General features: G+C 68.9%; 21 protein-coding genes. 12 read left to right on the top strand and 9 right to left on the bottom strand.

Annotation, left to right across the window (positions count from 1 at the left end; all coding sequences use genetic code 11):
• Nucleotides 1-116: 116 nt before the first annotated feature.
• Genes OG689_RS40860 through OG689_RS40840 form a run of 5 tightly spaced genes read left to right on the top strand, consistent with a single transcriptional unit; the run spans nucleotide 117 to nucleotide 6,615 of the window.
• Complete coding sequence (locus tag OG689_RS40860; RefSeq protein ID WP_266328130.1) at nucleotides 117-1,565, top strand: sugar ABC transporter ATP-binding protein; 1,449 nt, start codon at nucleotides 117-119, stop codon at nucleotides 1,563-1,565.
• On the top strand, nucleotides 1,562-2,560 hold the full coding sequence (locus tag OG689_RS40855) for an ABC transporter permease (protein ID WP_266328128.1): 999 nt from the start codon (nucleotides 1,562-1,564) through the stop codon (nucleotides 2,558-2,560). The genes OG689_RS40860 and OG689_RS40855 overlap by 4 nt, the downstream gene beginning before the upstream one ends.
• 28 nt (nucleotides 2,561-2,588) lie before the next feature.
• Nucleotides 2,589-3,968 carry a hypothetical protein gene (locus OG689_RS40850; RefSeq protein WP_266328126.1) on the top strand — a complete coding sequence of 460 codons (1,380 nt, stop codon included), beginning with the start codon at nucleotides 2,589-2,591 and terminating at the stop codon, nucleotides 3,966-3,968.
• Nucleotides 3,965-5,089 (top strand): DUF917 domain-containing protein, encoded by a 1,125-nt coding sequence (locus tag OG689_RS40845; RefSeq protein WP_266328124.1) that lies wholly within the window; start codon nucleotides 3,965-3,967, stop codon nucleotides 5,087-5,089. The genes OG689_RS40850 and OG689_RS40845 overlap by 4 nt, the downstream gene beginning before the upstream one ends.
• Nucleotides 5,086-6,615 (top strand): PucR family transcriptional regulator, encoded by a 1,530-nt coding sequence (locus tag OG689_RS40840; protein ID WP_266328122.1) that lies wholly within the window; start codon nucleotides 5,086-5,088, stop codon nucleotides 6,613-6,615. Before OG689_RS40845 ends, OG689_RS40840 begins: the two co-directional genes overlap by 4 nt.
• Here OG689_RS40840 and OG689_RS40835 read toward each other — a convergent pair.
• Nucleotides 6,582-7,337 (bottom strand): GGDEF domain-containing protein, encoded by a 756-nt coding sequence (locus OG689_RS40835; protein WP_266328120.1) that lies wholly within the window; start codon nucleotides 7,335-7,337, stop codon nucleotides 6,582-6,584. The two genes, OG689_RS40840 and OG689_RS40835, sit on opposite strands and share 34 nt — an antisense overlap.
• Before the next feature lie 1,329 nt (nucleotides 7,338-8,666).
• Here OG689_RS40835 and OG689_RS40830 point away from each other — a divergent pair.
• Nucleotides 8,667-9,614: a ParA family protein gene (locus OG689_RS40830; RefSeq protein WP_266328118.1), complete on the top strand. Its 948-nt coding sequence runs from the start codon at nucleotides 8,667-8,669 to the stop codon at nucleotides 9,612-9,614.
• The gene (locus OG689_RS40825; RefSeq protein ID WP_266328116.1) at nucleotides 9,607-10,851 is read left to right on the top strand and encodes a hypothetical protein; all 1,245 of its coding nucleotides are present in this window, start codon (nucleotides 9,607-9,609) and stop codon (nucleotides 10,849-10,851) included. The genes OG689_RS40830 and OG689_RS40825 overlap by 8 nt, the downstream gene beginning before the upstream one ends.
• A gap of 430 nt (nucleotides 10,852-11,281) precedes the next feature.
• On the opposite strand, the gene OG689_RS40820 is transcribed toward OG689_RS40825, so the two are convergent.
• Entirely contained in the window at nucleotides 11,282-11,650 is a 369-nt protein-coding gene (locus OG689_RS40820) for a hypothetical protein (protein ID WP_266328114.1), read from the bottom strand.
• A gap of 904 nt (nucleotides 11,651-12,554) precedes the next feature.
• Here OG689_RS40820 and OG689_RS40815 point away from each other — a divergent pair.
• Together OG689_RS40815 and OG689_RS40810 are read left to right on the top strand one after the other, a co-directional pair.
• On the top strand, nucleotides 12,555-13,076 hold the full coding sequence (locus tag OG689_RS40815) for a hypothetical protein (RefSeq protein WP_266328112.1): 522 nt from the start codon (nucleotides 12,555-12,557) through the stop codon (nucleotides 13,074-13,076).
• Between the two features lie 201 nt (nucleotides 13,077-13,277).
• Nucleotides 13,278-14,591 (top strand): hypothetical protein, encoded by a 1,314-nt coding sequence (locus OG689_RS40810; RefSeq protein ID WP_266328110.1) that lies wholly within the window; start codon nucleotides 13,278-13,280, stop codon nucleotides 14,589-14,591.
• 988 nt (nucleotides 14,592-15,579) lie between these two features.
• On the opposite strand, the gene OG689_RS40805 is transcribed toward OG689_RS40810, so the two are convergent.
• The 4 genes from OG689_RS40805 to OG689_RS45105 all read right to left on the bottom strand — a co-directional run bounded on the left by OG689_RS40805 (nucleotide 15,580) and on the right by OG689_RS45105 (nucleotide 19,613).
• The gene (locus OG689_RS40805) at nucleotides 15,580-16,584 is read right to left on the bottom strand and encodes an IS3 family transposase (RefSeq protein WP_266328091.1); all 1,005 of its coding nucleotides are present in this window, start codon (nucleotides 16,582-16,584) and stop codon (nucleotides 15,580-15,582) included.
• 20 nt (nucleotides 16,585-16,604) lie between these two features.
• Entirely contained in the window at nucleotides 16,605-16,988 is a 384-nt protein-coding gene (locus tag OG689_RS40800) for a hypothetical protein (protein ID WP_266328108.1), read from the bottom strand.
• 711 nt (nucleotides 16,989-17,699) lie between these two features.
• Nucleotides 17,700-19,148: an IS1380 family transposase gene (locus OG689_RS40795; RefSeq protein ID WP_266328106.1), complete on the bottom strand. Its 1,449-nt coding sequence runs from the start codon at nucleotides 19,146-19,148 to the stop codon at nucleotides 17,700-17,702.
• 102 nt (nucleotides 19,149-19,250) lie between these two features.
• Entirely contained in the window at nucleotides 19,251-19,613 is a 363-nt protein-coding gene (locus tag OG689_RS45105) for an asparaginase domain-containing protein (protein ID WP_354536925.1), read from the bottom strand.
• A gap of 293 nt (nucleotides 19,614-19,906) precedes the next feature.
• On the opposite strand from OG689_RS45105, the gene OG689_RS40790 reads away from it, so the two are divergent.
• From OG689_RS40790 to OG689_RS40780, 3 genes are all read left to right on the top strand, one after another.
• Nucleotides 19,907-20,818, top strand: coding sequence for a glutaminase (locus OG689_RS40790; RefSeq protein WP_266328105.1), 912 nt, complete (start codon nucleotides 19,907-19,909; stop codon nucleotides 20,816-20,818).
• Between the two features lie 693 nt (nucleotides 20,819-21,511).
• Entirely contained in the window at nucleotides 21,512-22,057 is a 546-nt protein-coding gene (locus OG689_RS40785) for a sigma-70 family RNA polymerase sigma factor (RefSeq protein WP_266328103.1), read from the top strand.
• Between the two features lie 105 nt (nucleotides 22,058-22,162).
• On the top strand, nucleotides 22,163-22,612 hold the full coding sequence (locus OG689_RS40780) for a helix-turn-helix transcriptional regulator (protein ID WP_266328101.1): 450 nt from the start codon (nucleotides 22,163-22,165) through the stop codon (nucleotides 22,610-22,612).
• A gap of 80 nt (nucleotides 22,613-22,692) precedes the next feature.
• Here the strand turns inward: OG689_RS40780 and OG689_RS40775 are convergent, their stop codons facing one another.
• The 3 genes from OG689_RS40775 to arc form a co-directional block, all read right to left on the bottom strand.
• A complete protein-coding gene (locus OG689_RS40775) occupies nucleotides 22,693-23,724 on the bottom strand; it encodes a hypothetical protein (RefSeq protein WP_266328099.1) in 1,032 nt (343 codons plus the stop codon).
• Nucleotides 23,725-24,466: 742 nt separating this feature from the next.
• The gene (locus tag OG689_RS40770; RefSeq protein ID WP_266328383.1) at nucleotides 24,467-24,685 is read right to left on the bottom strand and encodes a ubiquitin-like protein Pup; all 219 of its coding nucleotides are present in this window, start codon (nucleotides 24,683-24,685) and stop codon (nucleotides 24,467-24,469) included.
• 199 nt (nucleotides 24,686-24,884) lie between these two features.
• A complete protein-coding gene (gene arc, locus OG689_RS40765; RefSeq protein ID WP_266328097.1) occupies nucleotides 24,885-26,636 on the bottom strand; it encodes a proteasome ATPase in 1,752 nt (583 codons plus the stop codon).
• Nucleotides 26,637-26,650 lie beyond the last annotated feature (14 nt).

Here is a 26,650-nt window from a genome sequence, read left to right as displayed (position 1 = left end):
CGGCGCACCTCCGGCAGCGCGGCCCTGCCCGCAAGGCGCAGCAGCGCGGCGCCTCCGTCCACCTGCGCGTGGAGCGAATCGGTAAGGCCTTCGGACGCACTCGGGTCCTCCACGATGTGACACTCTCCGTGCGCGGCGGCGAGGTCCACGGCCTGGTCGGTGGGAACGGCGCGGGGAAGAGCACCCTGCTGCGTGCCGTAGCCGGCGTGGTTCCCGTGGACGACGGCCGGGTACTCGTCGATGGAACACAGGTGCGAACCGGCAGTCCGCGTGAGGCTCTGCGGCACGGGATCGCCCTGCTCGGCCAGGAGCCCGTGCTGGTACCGGACATGACCGTCCTGGACAATGTCATGCTCGGCACCTGGTCGCACCGGGCGGGCCTGCGCAGTTCGCGTGCCGATCGCCGGACCTTCGACCGGCTGCTGTCCCTCGGCGGGTTCGGGCTCCGTCCGGACACCCTGGTGCGGGATCTGTCCCTCGTTGATCGCCAGCAGGTCGAGATGCTGCGGGCGCTCGCGCACGATGCCCGGATTCTGGTGATGGACGAGTCGACGGCACTGCTGACCGTGGTCGAGGCGAGGCGGCTGGCCGCGCAGGTGCGCGCGCTTGCCAACACCGGCGTCGCGGTGGTCCTGGCCTCGCACCACCTCGACGACGTTCTTGGGGCCTGCGACACGGTCACTGTCCTGCGCGAGGGCCGGCAGGTGTTCACCGGCCCAGCCCGCGAGCAGACACGGGAGAACCTGGTCCAACTCCTGACGGGTAAGCCGACGTCCCTCCCCGGCCCGGAGCCCGATCCGGTGCCCCCCGGCGCTCCGGTGCAGCTGGCGGTCCACGCGCTGCGCCCGTCCGCTGCGTGCGGCGGGGTGGACTTCGAGGTCCGGGCCGGAGAGATCGTCGGGATCACGGGGATGGTGGGCAGCGGACGCTCCGCCGTGCTGCGGGCCGTCTTCGGTGCCGACCGGCCCGTCGCGGGCACGGTCGAAGTGGCCGGGCGCCCGCTGCGCCGGGCTTCGCCCGCGCACGCGATCAGGGCCGGCCTCGTCCTGGTTCCCGAGTCCCGGGCGGAGCAGGGGTTGGTGGGGGGCCGCCCGGTGCGTGAGAACCTCGCGCTGGCGACTCTGGGAACCCGGCAGCGTGCCGGGTTCCTCCGGCTGCGCGCCGAGGCCACCGTCGTCGCGCAGGCCATGGACCGGCTCGCGGTACGCGGCGCCCATGCCCGCGACCCGGTACGCCGGCTGTCAGGCGGAAACCAGCAGAAGGTCCTGTTCGGCAAATGGCTGCTGTACAGGCCCACCGTGCTGCTGGCCGACGAGCCGACCCGCGGCGTGGACGTCGCCGCCAAAGCCCAGATCCACGAGCTGCTGGTCGGCTTGGCGCGGCAGGGGGTGGCGGTGCTGATCGCCTCCTCGGACATCGACGAGGTCATCACCCTGTCCCACCGCGTGCTGGTGATGAGGCAGGGACGGGTGGAGGCCGCTTTCGCCCGCGGGTCCGCGACCCGGCAGGACGTCATCGCGGCAGCGTCCCCCGAGGGCCGCGGGCCGGCGGGAGGCACGGCGTGAACCACCCGGGAGAGGCCCAGCGCAGCGCGAGCGGGCCGACGCGCCCCTCCCGTGTCCGCCGGCCCGAGATCGTTCGCGACCACGGCATCCTGTTGAGCCTGCTCGTGCTCGTGCTCTGGCTGTCCATGTCGACCGACGCCTTCCTCACCAGCACCAACCTGGTCAACCTGTTGGACCAGGCAGCGGTGCCCGGTCTCCTGGCCTGCGCCGCCACCCTGTGCCTGCTGTGCGGACTGTTCGACCTGTCCATGAGCGCCGTCCTCGCCCTGTCAGCCGTCACATCCGTCCTCGTGACCGGCCAGTTCGGCATCCTGTGGGGCGCCTGCGCCGGCATCCTCACCGGGGCGCTGTGCGGCCTGGTCAACGGAGCCGTGGTAATCCGGATAGGGGTGCACTCCTTCATCGGGACGCTGGCGCTCGGCTTCGTCTACCGAGGACTGGCCCTGATCCTGACCGCGGGGGCCATCGTCTATCCGCAGGCCCGGCAGCTCCCCCGATTCCAGCTCCTCGCCCGGCCGGACCTGCCCGCGGGTGTCACACCGGCCTCCGTGCTGTTCCTCCTGGTCGCCGCGGCGCTGTGGCTGCTCCTCGCCGGTACCACCTTCGGCCGACGGGTCTACGCGGTCGGCGGAAACGCCGAGGCGGCGCGTCTCTCGGGCATCCGAGTCGGGGCGGTGCGGGTGGCGGTGCTGGTGCTGAGCAGTGTGTGCGCCGCGCTCGCCGGTCTGGTCCTGGCGTCACGCGGCGGGTCCGCCCAGGCGGACATGGGCTCCCTGCTGGAGCTCTCAGCCATCGCGGCGGCGGTCGTCGGCGGCACCAGCGTCCTGGGCGGGCAAGGCGCACTCTGGCGGGGGCTGGTCGGGATCGCGATCCTCACCCTGATCGGCAACGGCTTCAACCTGCTGGGCTTCGACACGACCTATCAGCAGGTCCTGGAAGGACTGCTGATTCTTGGCGCCGTCAGCGTGGACCAGACGCTGCGCAGGCGTGACTGAGATGGCGTCCGCTCGTGGAGGGAGATCGATGCGCATCGGTGTGCGGCTGGGTAGGGAGAACGCGTACGGGGTCCTGCTGGACCGATGGCAGGTCCTCGCCACGGCCACGGTGCCCATGGCCGGATCAGTATCCTCCACGGTGGACGCCCTGCTCCGCGGCCTCGCCCGCTCCAAGGCGTCCACGGTCGAGTCGGTGACCTGGGACGTTTCCGCCGTCCTGAAGGCGACACTCCGCAGCGGCGACGATGATGGCCATGCCGGCCACTCCGGCGGCTGGACGGTGCCGAAAGTCCGGTCGGTGGCGGCCATCCGGATCCTGCCCCGCGCACCGCGCGGGTTCGTCCCCGGAACGCACCCCTCGGATCTCGTACGCTCCCTGGTCGCCTGGCGCGGAAGCGTCACGGGCGGCCACGACCTGTTCGGCACCGAGCTGGCCCGACTGGACTCGGACGCCGCCGGAGACTGCGCCGACGTGGCCAAAGCACTCGGGCTCACAGCCCTAGCGGTCACCGCCACCGGAGCCAGTGCCACCGCAGCCCACGAGGAACGCGTCGCGACCCGGGTACTCGAGGTCTTCCCGAACGCGCGACTTTGCCTGTCCCACGAGCTGGGCGGCCTGGGCCTGCTGGAACGCGAGGCGACCACCATCGTCAACGCGGCGCTGTTCGGCGCAGCCGAAGAGCTGGTCACGACCTGCGAGTCCGCCACCAGCCGCCTCGGCCCGGGGGTCTCCTGCTGGTTCGCCACCGCCGACGGGGGCCGTGTCCCGGCGAGGCGCTTTCACCGACTGCCGGTGCTGGGGCTCTCCGCGACCCGCGCCACCACCCTGACAGGCGTCGCGGTACTGGCGGAGCGGCCGAACGCCCTGATCGCGTTGGCGGGAAGGTCGACCATCCTGGTGGGCCAGGTCCGCGACGGCCTGCCCCACGTGGAATCCGACCTGTCAGGAGAGTTCGGGGCACGACTCACCACGCCCCAGCCGGTGGTGTCCGTCAAACCGGTGGCCGAGGCCGCGGATGCCGCCACCTGGCTCGCCGAGCACCCGCAGCCGATAGAAGTGATCGCCCCCCTCGACGAGGTCGGGCTCGACGTGGCCGAGCGGCTCTGCTCCGCCAACGGCGACACGCTGACGCTGACTCGCCAGGACGCCGATCTCGCGGCGGTAGGAGCCGCCTGCACAGAGCCGAGCGCCTGGCTGGACCTGCTGGTCCCGGTCGAAGCGTCGGACGAACTCGACGAAGTGCAGTCCCAGGCCGAGCAGCAGGCAATGGTCCAGGTCGCGACCAACGGCGCGCGACCTGGCAGCGAACGCATCGTCAGATCGACCGCCGCAGCGGTCGGCTACCTGAGAATCTGCCGCCTCCAAATCCGGGCCGGCAGCGGCGGCGAACCGGAGGCCACCTCGTGAGAATCGATCCGGACCGCCTGACGGCCGACTCGGTACAGGCGATCTCGGCACAGGACGTGCCGGCGATGGTGGCGGGCAACCAGCTCCTGTGCTCGGCGATGGGCGCAGCAGGGGTGGACGGTGTGACGCTGTGCGTCACCCAGCTGCTGCGCAAACACGGACCGGTGCCGCTGCTCGACCTCGCATCCCTTCCACCGGAGGCCATGTGCGCGGCAGTGGGAGCCGTCGGAGGGTTCGCGCCGTTGATCGAACTGCCACCCTTCGGAGACGAATTCACCCTGGCTGTCAGAGCGTTGGAGGAACGCGTCGGACGGCGCCTGGACGCGATCGTGTCGCTCAACGCGGCCGGCCCCAACGCCCTCTTCCCAATCGCCGCAGCCGCCGCGCTCGGGCTGCCGCTGGTCGACTGCGACGGCATGGGCCGAATCCTCCCGCTGATCCACCAGACCACGTACGCACTGGGAGGACTCCCCGTCACCCCACTGGCCGGGGCGAGCCAGAGCGGTGACGTGGTCGTGCTGGACACCCGGTCGGAGCGTGCCGACCGGCTGCTGCGCGGTGTGGTGGATGCGTCAGGTGGTTTCATGATCTGCGCGCTCTATCCGGCGACTGCCGGGGAGCTTCGCAACGCGGCGATCACCGGATCGACCAGCCGGATCCTGCGCGCCGGCCGTCTGCTGGCCACGGCGTCCGGCCGTAGCAGCGCGCTCGCGGGCCTCGCACACACCATGGGAGCCCGTCTCCTGGCGAGCGGCCGGATCAGCGAACTCTGCCACAGCAGCCCCTCGGTCGGCACCCGGCACTACCCGTCCATGCCGACCAGCATCGTGGTCGACGAGTACGGCAGGGCCGGTCGGACCGTCCGCCTGGAGGCGCAGAACGAGTTGCTGCTCGCCTTGATCGACGGCGCCGTGGCAGCTGCGGTACCGGACATACTCTGCCTGTTCGACCGGCAGAAGCTGCGCCTGGTGGGCCTTGAAGGGGTGATCGTCGGCGATCACGTCGACGTGCTGGTCATCCCCGCGGCCCCCATGTGGCACAGCTCCCGGGGTCTCGCAGTCGCCGGGCCCCGCGCGTTCGGGTTCCCGGTGTGCCATCCCCGTGAGGGAGGCCGCAGGTGAACCGCCAGCGTCCACCGGGCCCACTGACGGTGGCGGAGCTGGTGCACTCCGGGCCCCTGGGCCGGGCGCACCTGGTGGCCGCACCCCATCTCGACCAGCATGTCACCGGCGTCAGCCTGATCTCGGACCTGGCGCAGGCCCGACGGTGCGCGCCCAACACCGCCCTGGTGGTGCACCCGGCGGCGGCTCCCGGCGTCTGGGCGCTGGAGTCCGCCCTGCGGTTCGCCTGGGAACGCAACGCCTCCTGCGTGGTGGCACCGTCGGAGATCTCCGTCACCGACTCCACCAAGCAGCTGGCGGAGCGGCTTCGGGTCCCTCTCTTCACCGTGGATGATCCGGCCGAGCAGGCCCTCGAACTCGCAGCGACGATCGCGGACACCGAGGCGGTCCGGTGCCGCCTGACCGCCCGTTGCGCGGTGCTCCTCGGTGAGCGCCACCGACCACAGGACATCGTGGCAGTGATCAACAACGAGGTACCGGGTGTCCGTGTCGTCCTGGTGACCCCCGACGGGCACACGCTGGCCGGCCGGGCGGCCGACAACCGGCCAGCCGGTGATCCGCACCAGGTGAGAGTCCCCGTCCCGGGCCCGGACGGACGCCCTTGGGCGGAGCTGGTGGCGCACCTTGCCACCCCCTCGCCTTCCTGGGTCCAGACAGTGGAAACCATCCTGCGAGTGGCACGCGCTCCGCTGGCGGCAGCCATAGCCCACGCGCAGTTGTCGTCGGCCCACCAGGCGAGCAAGGACCGGCTCCTCCTGGAAGCTCTGCTGAACGGGGAGGCAACGTTGCCCAAGGGCCCGCCGGCCCTGCACAGCACGGCCGGTCGAACCGACGTGGAGCAGATCGCCCGCGAGGCGGGCTGGCGCCTCGACGGGACCCACGTCGCCGTGTGTCTGCGCCCCCTTGAGGGAGAGGTCTGCGCACTGGACGCGATCACTCCCGGAATCGTCGCTGCCTGGCAGGAGGCGTTCCCCCAGCTCCCGCTGGTACCGATGCCGCGCGGATGGGTGACCTGGTTCACCGGCGAGTCCGCCGACCCGGCCCTGCTGGCCGACCTGATCCGCCGACGCCTCGCCGGCGCCCGCATTCCGATCGCCCTGGCCACGGGAATCGGCCAGCCCGCCACGGGGCTGAAGGGCCTGCGCCAGTCCGTCGCCGAAGCGGACCTGGCGGCCGAAGTCGCAGGCAGGAACGGCGAGAACTCTGTCGAACTGTACGGCGAGCTGGGCCCGCGAGTGGTGCTGGCCCGGCTGCCCCTGGCAGAGATCGCCGACGCAGCCCTGGTACTGCTGGCCGACCTGGCGGCAGATCCCCGCACCGACGTGCTCGTCGAGACGCTCAGCGTGCTCCTGGACTGCGCCGGCTCGACCGGCCAGGCCGCCAGCAGACTTGGCGTTCACCGCAACACGGTGTTGGGCCGGATCGAACGCATCCGTGCCTGCGGAGTCGATCCGGACGCGCCGGAACAGCGGTTGGCGCTGCACATCGCCTGCTACGCCCTGCGGAGCACCCGACCGTGGAAATGACGTGCCGTCAGTCCCAGGAAGCCGGTCCTCCGACACATGTCATGCGCGAAGCAGACTCGCGGCCGGGCCGGGAGCGCGCGGCGTCCGCGGCGACCGCGCCCCTTCTCCTCATACATCCGCTGATCGGCGAGGCGCAGGGCCGCACCCAGCGACCGGTGCCCGCACTCACCGGTTCGACTCGCTCCGATGGACGCGGAAACCCGGAGGGAACGGCCGGCGTGTAGGACGGGCTGGGAGAGACCGGCCCGCAGTGCGATCAGGCGCTGTTCCTGGTCGCTGCCGTCCTGGTGGGAAAGGACGACGGCGAACTCGTCCCCGCCCAGGCGCCCGACGGCGGCGTCGGGACCGGCCCAGGCCACGAGACGGGCTGCGAACTGCTGGAGGAGGACGTCACCGAACTCATGGCCGTAGGCATCATTGGCCCGTTTCAGCCCATCGGCATCAAGCATCACGACCAGAACGTCGGGGTGGGCGGTGATGACGGCGCTGGCAGCGGTGGTGAAGGCTACCCGGGTGGGCAAGCCGGTGAGCGGATCATGCCGGGCCTCATCGAGGCACTGCGTGAGATCCGCGATCTTCGCCTGCAGAGCGGTCACCTTGCCCTGCAACGTGTCGGCAAGATCGACAAGTCCCTCCCAAGTATGGCGGGCAGCAAGGTCGGTACCGTTGTGCTGCAGGCGCGATCGAGCAGCGGCCAAGACATTGTCGATGTCGGGTGACATCGAGCCTCCTCTCTTGAGCGGACCGCAGCCGGGAGACCCATGACGCGTGCCGGCAGCGGCGGCATTGCATGTTCGGCAGTGCTCCCCATGGCCGCTGAAGCGTCTGCCCGAGTGCGTCTCGGTCGGAGGCCACGGGCGGTCACGGATTCCGTTCGTTCCACTGGGCCGGCCCCGGGAAGTCCGTCGGCCCGTGGTCGACATCCCCGGATTATCCGCTGCGTGGATGGAGCGATACCGACAGTAGTCACGCAGTGCGTCGTGCCGTTGGGCAGGACGCCTACTCTTCGAGGGCCGAGGTGTGTCCAGTGCACATTCGCGCGATCCACCCGCGGTGGCGGCGACGGTGATGCAGGTGACGTGCTGCCCCGGAGGCGTTGAGGGAGAAGTTCCCCTCGGCTGAGCCTGCGGGGCGCTGCGGTCGGACGGCCGGCTCCCCGACTCCCGTGACTGCGACCTGAGAATGCTTCTACCTGGTGTTGTAGGGATACAGGTAGGCAGATTGACCGGCAAGACCGCCGCTGCGGGATCGGCCGCGAGCCCCGCGAAAGCACGCTGCAGTATTACCGGAAGGCTCGCTTGTAGGCAGACAGGTATGTAGGCCTGTAGCTACACCCGGCCATCCGACGCGCGGGGGCGAGGAAGCGTTGTAGGGATGCAAGTAGCCAAGTAGGGATGCGTGTAGGGATGTACACCTACACTCCAATAGGCACTCGCAGACATACCCAGGCATCCATGCACCTCGGCAGCCATTCATCTCTGTAGCGATGCGAGTAGCCATCCGCAGACGCACACCTGCACCCCCTCAGGCACCCACCTCCGCACGCATCCCACGACGCGGGTATCCGTCCGCGCACCCATGGACGTGCGATCGGCTTGCTCGACAGGTGCACCCGCCGAGCGGATGAACCGAAGGACCTGCTCGATCCCATCGGGCAGCATCCCATGATCACCCGCGTGGTTGCACACCCCCCTGCCGGAGCAGCGGGGCCCGTGGAAGCGGCACTACCCGGTGGCGCAAAAGATTCACGGCGGATCATATGTTCGAGAATTTGATCCCCCGTCAGGCCTCCGGGCCCAAGTTCTTGAGCCTTTGGGCCTACACCCACACACGCGCAAGAAGAATCCGGTATCCGTGTTTCTATCGCCTGCTAGTGTCCTGTCGCGTCGTAGCATCAATGAACTGCAGAGCGTCAGAAGCTCTTCGGCTCGGGGCTCGATTGCATGTGGATCGGGCAGATATCCCTCAAGACTGCGACGCTTCGTGGCCCGACAACGTGTCGCGACGCGTCCACACCACAGCAAAAGCTCGAGATCGCAGAGGCACAGACCGTGGCAGCTGATCACCAGGCGGGCACCCCACCCCTCGACGAGGACGTGGCGGACCGCCCCATGACCGTCATCGCCATCGCCAGCCAGAAGGGCGGCATCGGGAAGACGGTCACGACCGTCAACGTCGGTACCCGGCTGGCCATGGCGGGGTTCGATGTCGCGATCGTCGACCTCGACCCGCAGGCACAGGCCGGCGAGGCCATAGGAGTCGACCTGAAGGGTGAGCGGATCCTGCGCTCGCTCGGCCTGGTGTTCCAGCACGCCCTGCAGGGCATCCCCATCACCCCGCTCGACGAGATCATGTTCGACCAGAGCGAGATCCTGAGCGACTTCGCCGGCGCCGGCCGCCTCTACCTCCTCGCCTCCGAGGAGAGCACCATGACGGCAGCTCAGAACGCGCTCATCACCCAGCCTTTCACCACCACGCCGATCCTGCGCCGACTGCTCATCAAACACCTCACCGGCCTCGTCGACTTCGTCATCATCGACACGCCGCCCTCCATGTCCTCCCTCAACGCCATCGCCTACGCCGCGGCCGACTACGTCATCACGGTCATGAACCCCCAGCGCCAGACCGTCAAGGGCGCACTGGTGATCAAGCCGACCGTGGAGAAGGTCAACGAGCTCACCCGCGGCGAGTGCAACCCCCAGTTCCTCGGCGTGCTGCTCAACGACTCGAACTCCGAGTCGAAATGGACCGCCCAGGACGTCTTCGTGATGAACGGCATGGCGAGCAAGGGCTTGTCCCCGTTCGTCACCGACATCCGCAGCGACGTCCGGATCTCCGACTGCTACGGACCGACCGGACCGGTCGTCGTCCAGTTCCCCAACCACCCGCCGGGCAAGCGCTACACCGCGCTGGTCGAGGAAATCCTGGAGCGGATCGACAGCCCTCGCGACGAGTGGAGGATTGCCAGCCCCGTAGCGGTCGAGGAAGTCGATGCCTGAGAAGCCCAAGAAGAAGACGGCCGGCCTCAGCATGACGCCCGCCGCGCGCAGGGCCGCCGCCCGCGCGCAGGCGGCGCGTGCACAGCGGGGCGCCGACGTGTTCGGAGGTGACGTCGACGAGTTGGTGAGCCGGTCCTTCGTCGGCCAGGGCGTCTCCGCCGTCGCCACCGCAGAAAGCGGCGCCCCGTCCCTGCTCCCCGATGACGTCGTCCCACCGGTGGCGCCTGCGGAAGCAGTCCTCTCGAGCCAGCATGTCAGCCCGTGGCTCGCCCCGGGCATCTCCCCGGCGGCGTCTCCCGACCCGGCGCGGCCCGACCTGAACGCCGCCGGGGAGGCGACCCCTGCTCCGACCGTTCTTCCGGGTAAAACCTTTGGAGAGGGCGCCGGACATCCGCCTGCGGCAGCGGTGAAGCCTGCGGTCGAGCTTTCCCCACCGCAGGCCCAGGACCTCCTGAAGGCGGCTGTTCCGCCGGCCGGTTCGGCCTCGGACGCCGCGACGGTGGTGAGCGGGCACCGGGTTGCTCCGCCTGAGCCCGATACCGCGCATCCCTCCTCGCCCGAGGCGGGTCCGGTGGTCCCCGCCCTGGACGAGGACCGTGCGGGCCGGCATGGGCAGGCGCTCCCTGAAATTCATGCTGTGGTGGCGGGTGTCCCGCACGTCTCCGCCGACGAGCGGCAGGCGCGGTCGTCGGGGTACGGCATCACGGATCCCGAGGGCGGGGCCACCGATATGCCTGGGCTCGGCGGGGAAGGCGGCACGGGCAGGGAGCCGACCCCACGGCGAGGCGCCGGCGGCACCGCGGGACAGGCCGTGCTGAGATCCTGGACCGAAAGCACGATGGACCTGAAACTCGGCAAGAACCAGTGGCACACCATTCCTTTCCGTTTCGCCCCCGACCTCGTCACGGTGTTGAGCTCAAGAGTGGCGCAGGACCGGGAGGGGAGTGGGAGGCCACTGACGGTGGCCCAGTACGTGGATGCCGCGATGCGCCTGTACCTGCCGGGTGACACCAGCGCCCAGCTGGCCCTGGCGGAGGACTTCTTCCTGCGGCGTGAGGGGGACGTGCCGGCCGGGCGACAGTCCAGCCACCGGGTGAGCCCGGGCATCTACGAGATCGCCTCCAAACTGCCCAATGACTTGAGGATGGTGGGACGGGCCCGGACCGCCGTCCACGTCTACTCCGCAGCGATGGACCTGTTCCTTACAGCGCTGAAGAATGAGGGGCCGCTGATCTGACCCCTCCGTAGGGTGCGTGAAGGCCCCAACCCCGCCGCTGGACCCCTGAACGGGACGGCACACCGCCACCGCGAGCACCAAGCTCGGAGCCACGCGGACGCGTCGAGGGCTGTGCTCATCGACCTGCGGACGGGAAGCGTCGGCGTTCCTGCCGGGCCCCTCCGGCAGGAACGGGGGCGGCTCCACCGGCCAGGCCGGTGGAGCCGCCCCCGTGGTGCGTCCCGGTGGGGCAATGTCTCGGAGCGCTTCACCGCCGTCCGGGTGGGGTGCACGCAGAAAGTGCCTTCCTCGTGGACGACGGCGACCTGGGAGAAGCCTCATCCGGTTCATCAGCACAGCCTGAATCTCCACCGGCGGCTCCCCGGTTCTGGGGATCGTCTGCCCGAGAGGCGATGAGCCGCGACGGTCCGGGAAGACGCCGGATGGCGTGTCACGTCACGTAGTGACCCTCGTACCAGCCGCCCACGGCGGCGTCGTACAGCAACGGAGCACACCAGTCCTTCAGGCCGATCCCGAAGAAGTACGACCTGTTCGTTCCCGGCATCGACGTGAAGGCTCCCTGGTCGTAGCGGTACCCGTCGTTGCATCGGAGTCCGAGGCGGAGGGTCTTCTTAGCCCCCCACACCGGGTTCGCGAACCAGACGTTGTAGCCGTTGCTGTACTCGTGGATGCAGAGGGACCCTCCGTCCAGGGAGGTGCAGACCTCACTCGGAGTGTCGGCAGCGGCGGTCGATGCGCCGCTCACGCTCCCCGCGACAATGGCAAGGGCGGCGAGAGCCTTGATGCGGACCATGGTCATGGATCCTCCATCGGGTATCGGCCGGGGGGCGAGTCACGGCCGGAAGGGACGGAATTCCCTCCAGCGCGGTTGCGGTACAGAGCACTGGGGCGCAACAGGTCGTCCGGGTGGTTCAGCCTTTGTCACCGCGCTGTGTGGTGCGCCTATGGTGTCCCATGGGAGAGGGCCGGGCTATGGGTCTCACGCCCCAATTCCGATGCTCCTTGTGGCGGGTGCCAGGGGCGTCACCGCCGAGCTGCGGGCGTCCGGCGTCGCGGTCAACCACAAGCAGGTTGAGCGGGTGATACGCGAGGCGCGCGACGGTCGGAGTGCACCTACGCCGTGCGTCCGCGCCACGGTGGCCGAATTTTCCGCGGCAGCGCTTCCGGATTTGTTCGTCCACGCCTTCATTGCTCGGTTGCGAACTCCAAGTAGGCCGCATCTTCCGGTGGCTCACCAGGTTCGAAGGTTGACGTAGGCACTCGGCCAACGCCACCTCAGCCCCATTCGGGAATCCCCGTCGAGCGCTGCGTGAACAGCTGCGTGGCCTGGCCGCACCAACCGCCTGGCGGAGCGCCCCCACAACTGCAGTCAGCGGTTTGGGGTCCTCACGCAAGCCCGACCAGCTCTTATATGGATGCCGGTAGGTTGCATGAATACCATGACAGTATGCAGGTAGGGATCTATGTAGGCCTCCCCGTAGGTATTTCGGTAGGCATGTCGATAGCTATCGACATGCCTATATCTCCAGCCCGGTAGGTACCCAGCCAGGGAGCCTCTGATCGACTTAGGTAGCAATTGACACGCCGTAGCACACACTAATCAAGCAAATGTCGAGAAATCCTGGCAGGGGTTCCTGGTTCGCCAAGGTTGAATGATGCGACGTAGCAGGTGAGAGCCTGGGTTTGCGATACGATCGCTTCACGTGGAAACCCATCTCACAGTCGCGAAAGTCGAGGTCCCGTTGGCCAGACGGATTACCCCTGCATCTCTTGCGAAAGCGGCGGACGTCAACCGCGTCTGGCCGAACAAAGCGATTGAGCGTGGCTTTGTGAACGCCGATGCACTCGACGGCGAGGACGTCATCGTCGTGCGCGTCTTCGCCATGGCCGACCAGATCGTGTGGCCCGGCGAACGGCGGTCCCGCAGTGCGCCACGCGACGTTGCCATCTGGCAGAGCGTCGTGATCGGTGCGGCGCGCGATGCACTGAACGACCCCGCGCTCGGCCCCGACACCCTGCTCTGGCTGATGTCCAACGATGTACGCATCACCCGCACGATGGCCGAGGCCCTGGTCGTCCTCACCGAGATCGGAGGGCTGTGCGCGGTTCGGATTCCGATCGGGGCGTGGGTTCTCGAACTCCCCGAGGGATTCGAACTTCCCGCGATGCCGCCGGCAGCGAACCGCTTCACAACCTCCCAGCGAGCTGCCTCCGGGACGCGCTGACCTCTGCTTCCCCACCGAGCACGGACCCGTGGAGGTGACACCCCCTACAACCGAATAGCAGGCAGCGCGTGACCCCCGACCGGTCACGTGGCGCTGTTGTTTTGTCCCGTTGCGGCACCAGCACCCTGCCGCTGCCCGATATCCCATGCCCCTTTCCACTTCCTGGAGAACGACATCACACCGGCCCAGGCAGTAGGTTCAGTGCTGCCCGAAACCCGACGATCCGTCAGCGATACCGTACCCGGGCCAGCCCGTTTCAGGCTGGCCCGTCCCCACCTCATCACCTCCCCCGCGGAACACGAGATCACCAACACCGCCTCCCGCGGCATCACCTCAACGGCGGATTTTCTCTGCGCGCTCCGATGGGCCCTCAAGTCCGGCCTCCATCCCAGGGCGAACGCCACCACCTTGCGCGTCGCCGAACTGCTCGTCGCGAAGTCCAACCGCCGCGGACACCTTGCCTACGGCCGTGTCGCCCTGGCAGAGCAGCTCGGTCTCTCGGTCGACTGCGTGGCCGTCCACACCCGGGTCCTGCGCGAACTCGGGCTCCTCGTGTGGATCGAGCACGGATCCCGGGCGAACATCCTCCGAACCCGCAACCCGGGCCAGGAACCCACTTCCTACAAGGGCACCGGCACGCTCTTCGCCATGGCTGTTCCGCCGGCCTACGACCAGGCACACGGTCGGCGCATCAGCGGCTTCGGCTACCAGGCCCGTGTCGTCGGTGTCACCGACCGAGGCCGACGGCATGAGGCCCGCCTTGCCAGGGCAGCTTCGCCTTCCCGTTCGACACGCCCGAACGCGGGGGTGACATCACCCCCTTCCCGTGGTGGTTCTTGTTCTGAACAGTCACTTAAGGCAGGTGGGACTACAAACTACACACGCGCACGCGCGCATGATCACGAGTCAGGCGACCTGAGCAACGACCCCCGCCCCGTCACACCCTCCCGGCTCCGAGAGTTCATCGAGTTCACCAGGACTCTCCAGGCGCTTGTTCCATGGCTACGTCCCGCTTGCCCCCGGCGCCTCAGCTACCTCCTGCGAGACCGGTTGCTCGACCAAGCCATCACTCCTCGTGAACTCGCCTCCGAACTCCTTTACGTGCCCAGGGCCATCGTTCGCAAACCAATGGCCTACCTGGCGCACTACCTCAAGCGCGCCAAGGCCGGGGGCGGTGAGGGCCCAGTCCGTGCCGACCTTCCAGCCTCCTGGGTGGAGGTTCCGATCGTCGCCCCCCGCCCCTCACCGATCCCGCTGCTGCCTCTGGTGAGCCGACGCTTCCTGGATCAGCAGGATCAGCCGGGCGACAGCCTCGCCGGCATGCCCGCTCTGCAGGCCGCGTGGGAGGAGCGCGAGGTGGCCAGGGCCATCGAGAGGACCTTGGCGTACTGGCGGGCCCAGGACGCGGGCCGTCCCCACCCCTGGGATGACGTGGTGCAGGACGATCCCTTCACTGACGACACAAGTCGATTGCCACGGCACGGCTATGAGTGGATCCCGGTCTATGGCAGTTGAGTCGAGGGCAGCCCTGCCCCGTTCGGCGCTGACCCGCCGGGCTTCCGCTTCTGCGGCCTGTGAAGGCCGACCGTTCGACGACAAGAGCGAACGGCACCCGGAGCAGACTGACTTCAGCCCGAGCACCTTGGTGCCGCCGGCCTCGGTGGTCCGCCCCCAGCCTTCGGCCAGCGGTATTTCCGGTGGCGATGACTACGGCACCGGAAATACCGGTGGTTCCCGCGCCTTGCCGTTGGGGCGCTGAGCGGATGGAGCGACGCGGAGGCGGTCGACCGGCCGTATGAGCCTGCCCCATGGGTGCCTCGCCGGCTGTGCAACCTCGATCGGGCGGGACGAGTGACACGTGTGGGCACCGCGCTTCAGGGACCTTGCCTCAGCGGCGAACCGTACCGGGCGCCACCTTCGGCGCCGGACTCCCTCCGCTCCTCTGCACCCGATCGCCTGGGTACCGCGCCCGCCCCTATGGGGAGAATCGGTCGTTTGGCCGGTGTCGGTAGAACGGACGGGCCGTCGCCCGGTGCATCGGCCGGGTGGCTGTCCATATCCCGGCCGGTGCACCGGGCGACGGCCCGTAACCGGTGGTGAGGCATCTGACAGGACAGCGGCGCGTCGTTCTCTTGCGGGGGGCGAGAACGACACGCCGCCGGTCCAGGAGTTGACGCATGGGGTTCTGCGCCGAAGGAGAGTTGACGGCCCGGTCCGGTGACAGGTAACACCGGACCCTGTTGCGCCCACTCGTGATGGACTACGTGCTGGCGAACTCCACATCGCCTGAATCCGCGGTCGCACACCCGGGGAAGCTCATCGATCTCCTCTGCTCATGACACTAGCCCAGCAGCACCGCCAGCAGGCAGACCCAGATCCTCCGGGCGCGGGGCTCCGGGTCCGCAGGCCCAAATGCGCCTTTGGGATCCCAGCAGCACCGCTGTCAACAACCCCACGCCTCGGCCGGCCGGAAGATTTCAAGTCCAGTGAGACGGTCGTGAGGCTATGAGGTTTGTGGTGCGGGCTCGCGGCGCTTGGCGGGGTCGTTGATCCACGCCGTCGGCGGGATCTCGGGTGGTCTGGGGCGGCGGCCGAAGCGTTCGGGGTGGCGTGCGTAGGCCTCGGCGAGGGTGACGGCCCGCTGGTCGCGGATCTCCTCGGCGGTGCCGAAATGGACGCTGGCGGGCGTGTGAAGTGCGATGCCCGAGTGCCGGTGCTCGTGGTTGTAGTACGAGATGAAGGCGTCGAACCATTCGCGGGCGTGGGCCAGGGAGTCGAACCGCTCGGGATAGTCGGCCATGTACTTGGTGGTCTTGAACTGTGCCTCGCTGTAGGGGTTGTCGTTGGAGACCCTGGGGCGTGAGTGGCTCCGGGTGACACCGAGATCGATCAGCAGCTGGGAGACCTTCTTGGAGGTCATGGAGGTGCCGCGGTCGGCGTGCACGGTCTCGGGGACGATGCCGTTGCGCGCGATGGTCTCGCGGATCAACTCCTCGGCCCGTTCGGCTGATTCGGCTGCCTCGACGGTGTGGCCGACGATGTAGCGGCTGAAGATGTCGATGATGACGTAGGCGTGGTACCAGATGCCCTTGCCGGGGCCGGCTGCTTTGGTGATGTCCCAGGTGAACACCTGGGATGGGCCGTCGGCGACGAGTTCGGGCACCGCCTTGGCCGGGTGGGTGGCCTGGCGGCGGCGCTCACCGGACTGCCCCCGTTCGCGCAGGATCCGGTACATCGTGGAGACCGAGCAGTGGTAGCGCCCGGTGTCCAGTTCGCGGGCCCAGATCTGCGCGGGCGGCAACTCGGCGTACTCGGGGCTGTTCATCAACGCCAGTACCGCATCACGCTCTTCGGCCGTCAGGGCCGACGGCTGGACCTGCGGGGACCTGGTCCGGCGCGCGGGCGGTGGCTTCAGCCTGCGGTAGTGGGTGGCCCGGGAGCGGCCGGTCAGCCGACACGCCGCCGTGGTGCCCAGCTCGTGTTCGACGGCGGTGAAAGCCTCGTCCACGACGGGATCGGCGGCGTGCCTCAGTCCGCGCTCTCGGAGATCATTTCCAAGAGCGCCGACGCTTTTCCCAGGACCTCCACCGCAGCCTTGTTCCGGGCGAGTTCCTTCTCCAGCCGTTCCACCTGCCGGCGCAGCTTCTCGTTCTCGACCTCGGCGGCGGACTTCTTCGGGCGCACCGGGCTCGTGCGGCGGTCGGCCAGGTTTTCCAGGGCGCCGGCATCGCGCGCGGCCCGCCATTCGGTGACGTGGGAGTGGTACAGGCGCTCGCGGCGCAGGACCGCACCCTTCTCACCCTCGGGCGCGGCGTCGTACTCGGCGACGATCCGCAGCTTGTACTCGGGGCTGAACGTGCGGCGCTTCGGCCTGGGAGCCGGGCTGGCAGCGGACGGATTGGTGCTGGTCATCAGGGGTGGAACTCCTACTCGGGGCCCTCTCAGGCTAACCCGCCAAAGCGGGATGTCTCACCCAAGGCTGACAGAGAGGGGCTCCGGCGAGACGAGCTCCAGGGCCTGACAAGTCATTTACGAGTCCTCCGCGCGCGTCCGAGTCGCCTCGCCATCGCCGGCCTCGTCTCCGCCCACATCGCCACCCCTGAACAAGGCCCCGGTTCAGGTCGTCGCATCCGCTGCCGCTTTCATCCACCGGCTTGTACTCAGCCCGGCCTCCCCTGTGAGGCGGGCGACAGGGTTCGGCGGGACGGTCACCGAACACGGCGAAGGCCTGGGTGATCCGTTCCCGATCCCGGCAGCCGGTGGAGAACAGGCGGTGCAGGAGCAGACGGGCTTTGTACGGATTGAGGTCACCGCTGGGGATCAGGTCCCAATGAGCCCTTTCAACTGCTGCTCGGCAGGGTGGAGCCGCATCCGCCGTTGACGGCCACCCGGACCAGCGGGATCGCGGTCGGGCGTGCCGGCTGCCGCCTCGGCTCCGTCACCCGATCGGTGGCCGCTCTGACCCGAATCCGCAGGTAGTGGCCGACGGCCAGTCAGTTGATCTCCGTGCTGGCCGTCGGTGCCGTTGGGCTGTGTCGGGGCAGGCATGTGGCCCGGCTGTCGTGCCGGGTGGGCGGCCTTCCTGGGCTGGTGCGGGTGGTTCGGGCCCGGTCGGGGCGGTGTTCAGGCGGCCGAGGGGTGCCGGTGGGCGCGGATCCGGGCGAGCACCCGGGCGATCAACTGGCCTGCTTCGGCGGTGAAGTGGAGCTCGTGGCGGCGAGCGGTGGCCGTCCAGCGGGCGGCGCGGCGGATCAGGAGCCGGCGCACGGTTGAGATGCGACGCCTCGCGGCGCCGAGCGGGGCCAGCATCGGCAGCCACGCGGACAGGTTGTAGGCCAGCAGCGCGCCCCACATCCACATCGCATTGACCGCGTGCGATGCGGAGGGCAGGTGGTTCAGTCCGGCTCCGTGGGCGGTGTCGCGGAAGAGCTCCTCGATCTTGGTGCGGCGGCGGAACTCCCACTCCGCCGCCGCGACCTCCTGGTCCAGGTCCAGCGGTTCGTTGGTGGCGATGAACGAGTAGGCGTATGCCTGTTCCTCCAGGCCGTCCAGGACCAGGGCGAGCTGGTCCCTGCCGACGGTCCGCGAGCGACGCGAGCGCGGGTCCGCGGACAACTCGGCGGCGTCGTAACGCACCCGGCGGGCGATCACGCGGGTGCCCTCGGGCCATCCGGTGGGCACGTAGTCCAGCAACGCGACCTGCGCGGCCGGGTAGTCCAGAGCGTCGATCCAGTCGTCGTCGTGCACGGGGGCCACCGCCCGCCACAACGGTCGACTGCGCGGCACCCCGAGCCGGAACAAGGCCTCGCGGGCCGTGATCTTCTCGGCGACCTTCCCCGCGTAGTAGCCGCAATCGCCCTGGAACAGGACCGGGCCCCTCGCGCCGGCGGCGCGCACGGCGTCCACCGCCCGGTCGATCTGGGCCGGGGACTGGCTGCGGCCGTCCGAGCGGCCGTCGAGCAGGTCCGAGACCAGCACCACCTGGGCCTGGGCCCAGTGCGCGGCATGCACACGCCCGGCGACCTCGCCCTTGTAGGAGCGGATGACCTGCTCCTTGCGGGTGGAGAACACCTCGATGTCCTTCGCGTCCAGGTCGATCGTCACCGGCCCGGACAGGATCCGGGCCCGCTCGCCGACCGGCAGTGCGGCGAGCGCACGAGCGCTGACCTGGGCCGAGGCCCGCTCGATACCCTCGCGCTGGGCCTGACCGAAACGGGCCGCCAGCGTGGCGGCCGTCGTGGACGGCGGGACGGGCGCGGGCAGCAGCCCCTCGCCCACCCGGTCCGCGCGCAACCGGTCGAAGCCGACCAGGTGGTCCTCGCCGGTCAGCTGCACCACCGCCATCGCCAACGCGAACTCGCCACCGGACAGGCCCCGGTCGCGCTCCTTGAACGGCCCGATCCCGGCGTCAAGGGCGGCGGTGACACTCAGCGCTCGGTCAAGCTCGGCCACGAGTACCAGGCCGCCGTTCTCCGTCAGCGACTCGTCCGCCGGACCCACCCGGGCGTTCAGCCTGGTCCAGCGCCTGCCGGAGGTACGGGAGGCGGTGCGGCGACGCGATATCTTCTTCACCAGACAGGTGCACTTTCGTGTTCGAGTCGATTAGGCGTAGGAACCTCGATCTTCTCAAACCGGCAGTGCACCTGTCGTCGTCTCAGCCCCCACCCTCCGCCACTACCTGCGGATTCGGGTCTGAAAGAGCTCAATGAATGCCGCGGTGCCGACGGTGTGGCCTTCGGGCGGCGCGGACCTCGTCGCCGAGGACGACGACACAGCCGACGTCCCGCAGCCAGGGACCCTGCTGCCGCGATGACGGCGGCGTGCAGGTTGGCGGGCCCGTCGGGCCCGTCGGGCCCGCCATGGTCGAGCATGGTCGGGCATGTTCGGGTTCCGCATGGCTCCGGTGAAGACGACGGGTGTGTCGCCCTGGTGCAGCAGGTGGAGGTGGAAGGCGGTCTCCTCGATGATGTCGGTTCCCTGGACGACCACCCCCACCGTCCACGGTTCCGGAGTCGAGCCCAGCAGCGATGGCGGCATGGAGGGCGTCGAGGTCGGACAGTGTCAGCGAGGCGCTGGCCACTCGGCGGAAGTCGTGGACGCGCAGCGTTACGCCCAGGGCGCTCAGTCCCGGAACGCTTCGAGCAGTTCCTTGCCGGAAGGGCGGGGAGCACCCCGCCGGTCGCCGGGGACGGGGTGGTGGCGATGGTGCCGCCGAGAGCGAAGACGGCAACGGTACGACCGTTGAGTGACATGACGTTGCTCCTGTGCACCTCCACCTGACCAGGCAGGTACCTCACCGTCTCCGCCGCCGAGCGGACACAATGACCCCCGTGGACTACCAAGGGCTCCTGCACGAAGTGATGGCCGAGGCACTGCGCGGTCATGGGCGCGGACGAGTCGCGGACTACATCCCGGCATTGGCCGTGGCTGATCCGACGGCATTCGGGATGGCGATCGCGACGGTCGATGGGGAGGTGTACGGGGCAGGGGACTGGGAGCAGCCGTTCTCGATCCAGAGTGTCTCGAAACTCTTCTCGCTGGCCCTGGCCCTGGCGGAGGGTGGGGAACAGCTCTGGCAGGGTGTCGGGCGGGAACCCTCCGGGAACCCGTACAACTCCTTGGTGCAGTTGGAGAGTGAAAGCGGCATACCGCGAAATCCGTTCATCAACGCGGGCGCCATCGTGGTGACGGATCGCCTGCTGGAGCTGACTGGAAACGCCGGCACGGCGGTGAGGGACTTCCTTCGAGCCGAGTCACGGAACGAGACGCTGGACATCGACGAGTCTGTGGCCGCGTCGGAGGCCCTGCACGGACACCGCAACGCGGCGCTCGCGCACTTCATCGCGAGCTATGGCAATCTGCGCAACCCGGTGGACAGTGTGCTGCTCCACTACTACGCGCACTGCGCGCTCGCGGCGAGCTGCCGTGACATGGCCCTTGCCGGGCTCTTCCTCGCCCGCCACGGGATACGGGCGGACGGGTCGCGGCTGCTGACACGCAGCGAGGCGAAGAGGGTCAATGCCGTCCTGCTGACCTGCGGAACCTACGACGCCGCAGGCCAGTTCGCATTCCGGGTCGGCCTGCCCGGCAAGAGCGGGGTGGGCGGGGGGATACTGGCGGTGTTGCCAGGGCGCGGTGCGGTGTGTGTATGGAGCCCCCCGCTGGATGCCACCGGCAACTCGGTCCTGGGCGTGGCCGCGCTGGACGCGTTGACTACTGCGACCGGCTGGTCGGTCTTCTAGGATCACCGCAGGATGGTCCGCTGTTCACAACACCTGTTCTCCGCCAACCCGGGACGCCACCTGAGCCACCCCTCCAACTGCGTCGGCAGTCCCGTCCTTCGGTCGCTTCGGTCGCTGCTGCCGGTGCTACACGCTCCTGACCAGGCATCTTCGCTCAGCGACCGAAGAGACCCACCGTTTCCGGGCGTCTGCGTCATGCTTTGTAGGCGGCGCCAGAGCGCTGTTGGCGCGCCTGCGGTTCGTGGCGATCGGTTTCCGCTCGACGGAGCCTGGTACTGCTTCATCCGCGTCCGCCGACAGGGACGGGATCGGCAGGCGCCTGGTGGCGGGAGGCCATCAGGGCATACGGCGGAGCGAGCAGCTCGATCCGGCGATGACCTGCACCTTCGAAGCCGCCGAGCGGGGCGGCGCTCTCGGCAATGGGCAGCCGGTCTTGGGCCTGTGGGCCCTGTCCAAGGCTGGACGCCAAGGGTGGAATTGTCCTGAAACGCGGGAGACGCGGAGACGGATGGCCTGGCTCGGACGAGAAGCTGTTCTGTTGCTCCGGGGCCGGGAGCGCCCGGTCCAGCCTGACCGGAGCCAGCGGGGCACGCCGTCCGCTGCGGGGAATCGAGTGCCTCGGGAGCCTCCGGCCGATGGTGCAGCCTCGGATCCGCTCAGCGTTCTCGGCGCCCTAGGAAAGAGGACCAGTTGATGCGGATTCATTCGCAGGGTGCCGAACCGAAGCAGGAGGCTGCGGACGACGAGTTCATAGGGGGCCTGTACGGGGACCACTATGAGTTTCTCATCCGGTATGTGAAGAAGATCGGTCGGGTGGATCTGGCGACCGCCGAGGACGTCGTGCAGGAGGTTTTCCTCCGGGCCTGGCGGAACGCGGACCGACTGGATCGGAGCACGGGCACTCTCAAGCCATGGTTGCTGAAGGTCGCCAGGAACATCCTCATCGACATGGCCAGGGCAAGAAAGGCCAGGCCTCAGGAAACCAACGATCCTTCCCACGACGTACCGGCGGTGCAGGACTGCACGGAGCAGGTCCACGCCGCACTTGATCTTGTCAGTACACTCTCCGAGCTTTCCGCCCCGCACCGCGAGGTGCTGATGCTGCTCCACTATCTGGATCATTCGATACCGGAGACGGCACGCTGCATCGGCGTGCCCACGGGCACCGTCAAGTCCCGGAACTTCTACGCGCTCAGAGAGCTGCGCAGGATGGCGGAGCGGTTCGAGATGGCCGGATAGGGCGGGACCGTGAGGACGGGGGGCGACATGGATGCTGCGCCGCCACGAAACGTGCCGGACGGACGGAACAACGATCACTCGCGCGTCTACGAGTCAGGAGCAGCGGTGTCCATTGTGTATCCGAACCGGATCGGCCTGGACGAGCATCAGGTGAAGGTTCTCGCCCTGCTGGCCTCCGGTATGACGCTGACGCAGGCGGCCACGGTCCTCAACCACTCGGTTCAGACGATCACCTACACGGTGCGGCGGCTCGTCGCGCGGTTCGAGGTGAAGGGGGACCGGGCGCAGCTGATTCACGAGGCTTACTGCGCAGGTGTGATAACGCCGCGAGTGCCTCTGCACGCGTCTCCCGCCGCCATCACCCCGCGGCGTCACGAGGTTCTGCGGATGATGGCATCGGGGCTGTCGTACTCGGCCATCGCGCGGTACCTGCACATCAGCGTGGACTCAGTGCTCAGCCACGTGGAGGCGCTCCGTCGCGACCTGGGCGCCCGGTCGCGGGTGGAGCTGATCAGTGCCGCCTGGGCGCACAAGCTGCTGGGACCGGGGGGCTGACAGCGGGCAGCGCTGTGTGGTGGATCTTGCCATGGCCGGTTCGCCGACGCCTGGCGTGCAGTTCCCGAGTATCGCGGCGGTCATCGCCTCGGCGGCTCAAGCCCATCGGACAGGGGGATGAAAGGTAGACGGTCACGTATGCGCAACCAGGCAAAGCACCGCCGGCGCCGGCCCCTGTCCTGGCGGTTGTCCGTAGCAGGCATCGCCTGCGCCGCCGCTGTCACTGGAACCACCTGGGCGCTTCGCCCGCCGCCGCACCCGGACCGGGCTCTGGAGGCCGCGTCAGTCCGTACTCCTCCGGCGTTCCCTTTCCTCGGCCCCGGTGGGCAGGATCGGCTGTTCCTGACCGAGAGCGCCCGCGCATCCTCCTCGCCCTCTCTCCTGGTGGCGACTGCGTCGGTGCCTCCCGGCACGGCGGCCGCGGGCCCCGTGTCGGAAAACCCGTCGGCTGCGCCGGCCGTCGGCGTGCCGCAGGCCGCTGCGATCGCCTCGACCCCTTCGACCGCTCCCTCCGCGACAAGGCGCATACCTGCGCAGAGGGCCGTCCCGAGTATCACGCCGACTGCTGGGCCCTCGTCGAAGGTGCTGCCGTCACCCGCGTCACCGTCCACTCCTCCCGCGAGCCCGACCGCACCCGCCACCGTCGGCGTACCGGCGACCCGGGAAATCCCTTCACCCACGCTCGTCGCGTCGCCGAGCGGCTCACCGGCGCCGGAGTCTCCCACGGCGGCTGCCACGCCTGTGGGATCGGGCCAGAGTTCGGGCGCCACTTCCGGTGCGTCGCCGGCTGCCGTGGTGCCGCCGGCATTGCCGTCGCAAGCCGCAGGGGTGGGTGGGACGTCGACTGCGTCACCCGTCCCGGTGGTGTCGTCGGCGTTGCCGTCGGAGGCTGCCAAGGCAAGCGGGACATCGGGTGTGTCGTCCGCAGCCGTGGCGTCGTCGGAGGCTTCGGGGGTGAGCGGGACACCCGGTGCGTCGCCCGACCCCGTGGTGTCGGCGTTGCCGTCGCAAGCCGCGAGGGTGAGCGGGACTCCCAGCGCGTCAACCGCGGCCGCGTTCCCGTCCGGGCCGTCGCAGTCGGCTGTGGCTTCCCGCGCAGTCTCGTCCACCACGTCCCCGCCGGACCGAGGTTCCGCCCCCGCTCCGTCCTCGGCGCTGTCCGACCTCGTCTCACGAGGCTCCGCTGGCTGACTTCGGGCTCGGCCTTCCGGCGCGGGCCCGGCGAGTCGGTGCCGGTCAGGAAGATTGGGCCTACGGGCCCGATGTTCCTGACCGGCGCTCATCTAGCATGGGCGCACCCGCTGGAGTGGCGGCCCGCACGGGAGATTCCCGATGGCGTGCGAGTGCCCATCGCGGGGTGGCAGTGAGCTCTGGAATGGCAGGACATCAAGAGGCCGGGAAGCACGGGCGGTTCACGCGAAGGTCCGGGAACCGGGTAGGACGTCGGCTGCCGGGCGCCTCGACCCGAGCGTAGTGGGGGTGACAGGTGGCGTGAGGACGGTTCCCATCAAGTGATCACCCGCCTGGATGCCCGCCCGGACCGGTGCGTCCAGGCCCGAACACTGCCCGGCTGCCCGGTCCCTGGCTCGCCGCACGTGACTGTCACGGGCGGTTCCAGCGGGATCGGTCACGCGATTGCCCTCCCCTGCCGAGCTGCCCGGAGTGGTCGGGCAGCTCGGCAGGGGAGGGTGGTCGCGGTCTCGTCCGTCGCCGGCCTGGGGCGGTGTCCTGGGAGGCAGGGCGTGCGGTCGCAGTCCAGGGGGCTGATGGCGGCAGTACGCCGACTGAACACCCTGGCCCCCGGGACCCGTGGATTCGCGTGGGCCGGGGTTGCCAGGGGCTCCGGGCCGGTCGCTACTGGCCGCCTTTCTGGACGTATTGCTGCACGAATTCCTCGGCGTTCGCCTCAAGGACCTCGTCGATCTCGTCCAGGACCGATTCGACGTCGTCGCTCAGCTTCTCCTGGCGTTCCTGGAGATCCTGGGAGTTCTGAGCCTCGGCATTCTGTTCGTCGACCTCCTGGGAGGAGCGGTTCGATCGCTGCTGGCCGCCTTCGGTGTCTTTGTTCGTCATATCCCTGACCTCGCTCATTCGTTCGGTATGACTGGTGTTCCCGGTCCCCGCCCACTCGATGCCGGGCACGGGGCGGGGGACGTGTCCTTGCTCTCGATGCAGTTCCGCGCCGCACGGCCGCAGGTGAGAGCCGCCGTCCGGCTGCGGGGCCGCGAGGCGCCACAGTCGGACGGGGCCGGCGGAACGGGGAGGGACCTGGTTAGAGGTACTGCCCCGTGTTGGCCACGGTGTCGATGGAGCGGCCGGACTCGGCGCCCTGCTTGCCGGTGACGAGCGTGCGGATGAAGACGATCCGCTCGCCCTTCTTGCCGGAGATGCGGGCCCAGTCGTCCGGGTTGGTGGTGTTGGGCAGGTCCTCGTTCTCCTTGAACTCGTCCACACAGGCGGCGAGCAGGTGGGAGACGCGAAGGCCGCGCTGGCCGTGGTCGAGGAAGTCCTTGATGGCCATCTTCTTCGCCCGGTCCACGATGTTCTGGATCATGGCGCCGGAGTTGAAGTCCTTGAAGTACAGGACCTCCTTGTCACCGCCTGCGTAGGTGACCTCCAGGAAGCGGTTCTCCTCGGTCTCGGTGTACATCCGCTCGACCACCGCCTGGATCATCGCCGCCACGGTGGAGTCCACCGAGCCGTCGTGCTCCTTGAGGTCGTCCGGGTGGAAGGGCAGCGAGTCCTTGAGGTACTTCGAGAAGATGTCCTTGGCCGCCTCGGCGTCCGGACGCTCGATCTTGATCTTGACGTCCAACCGGCCGGGCCGCAGGATCGCCGGGTCGATCATGTCCTCACGGTTCGAGGCACCGATCACGATGACGTTCTCCAGGCCCTCCACACCGTCGATCTCGGCCAGCAGCTGCGGGACGATGGTGTTCTCCACGTCCGAGCTGACACCCGAGCCGCGGGTACGGAAGAGCGACTCCATCTCGTCGAAGAAGACGATGACGGGCGTGCCCTCGCTGGCCTTCTCACGGGCCCGCTGGAAGACCAGGCGGATCTGCCGCTCGGTCTCGCCGACGTACTTGTTGAGGAGCTCGGGGCCCTTGATGTTGAGGAAGTAGCTCTTCCCCTGCGGGCGGCCGGTGACCTCGGCGACCTTCTTGGCGAGCGAGTTCGCCACCGCCTTGGCGATCAGCGTCTTGCCACAGCCGGGAGGGCCGTAGAGCAGGACGCCCTTCGGCGGCCGGAGCTCGTACTCCTTGAACAGGTCGGCGTGCAGGTAGGGCAGTTCGACCGCGTCGCGGATCTGCTCGATCTGGTTGGCCAGACCGCCGATCTGCCGGTAGTCGATGTCGGGGACCTCCTCGAGGACCAGGTCCTCGACCTCCGACTTGGGGACGACCTCGTAGACGTAGCCGGAGCGGGGCTCCAGCAGGAGGGCGTCGCCCGGACGCAGGGTGATGTCGCGCAGCGGTTCGGCGAGCCGGACCACCCGCTCCTCGTCGGTGTGCCCGGTGACCAGGGCGCGCTCGCCGTCCTCGAGGACTTCCTTGAGGGTGACGATGTCGCCGATGCTCTCGAAGGCCATCGCGTCCACGATGTTGAGGGCCTCGTTGAGCATCACCTCCTGGCCGCGGCGCAGCTCGTCGAGCTCGATGCTCGGGCTGACGTTGACGCGCAGCTTGCGACCGCCGGTGAAGATGTCTGCGGTGCCGTCCTCGTTCTGGTCGAGGAAGGTGCCGAATCCGGCGGGGGGCTGGGCCAGCCTGTCCACTTCCTCCTTGAGGGCCACGATCTGGTCGCGGGCCTCCCGAAGGGTGGAGGCGAGCCGTTCGTTCTGGGCGGTCACGCCGGCCAGGTTGGTCTGGAGCTCGACGATCCGCTCTTCGAGGATTCTCGAATTGCGCGGCGAGTCGGTACTGCGGGCGTAGGCGTCACGGCTCACCGTCACGGCTCCCACCTCCTCCGGTAGAGCTGAAATCTGGCGTACACATCGGTACCTGAAAGGAAGTTTTGCCACGAACGGTCTGGGGT

It is taken from the genome of Kitasatospora sp. NBC_00240, from assembly GCF_026342405.1.
In the GTDB taxonomy this organism is placed as follows: Bacteria; Actinomycetota; Actinomycetes; order Streptomycetales; family Streptomycetaceae; genus Kitasatospora.
Note: the sequence above shows the minus strand (reverse complement) of the source record. Positions and strands in the feature narration are given on the sequence as shown.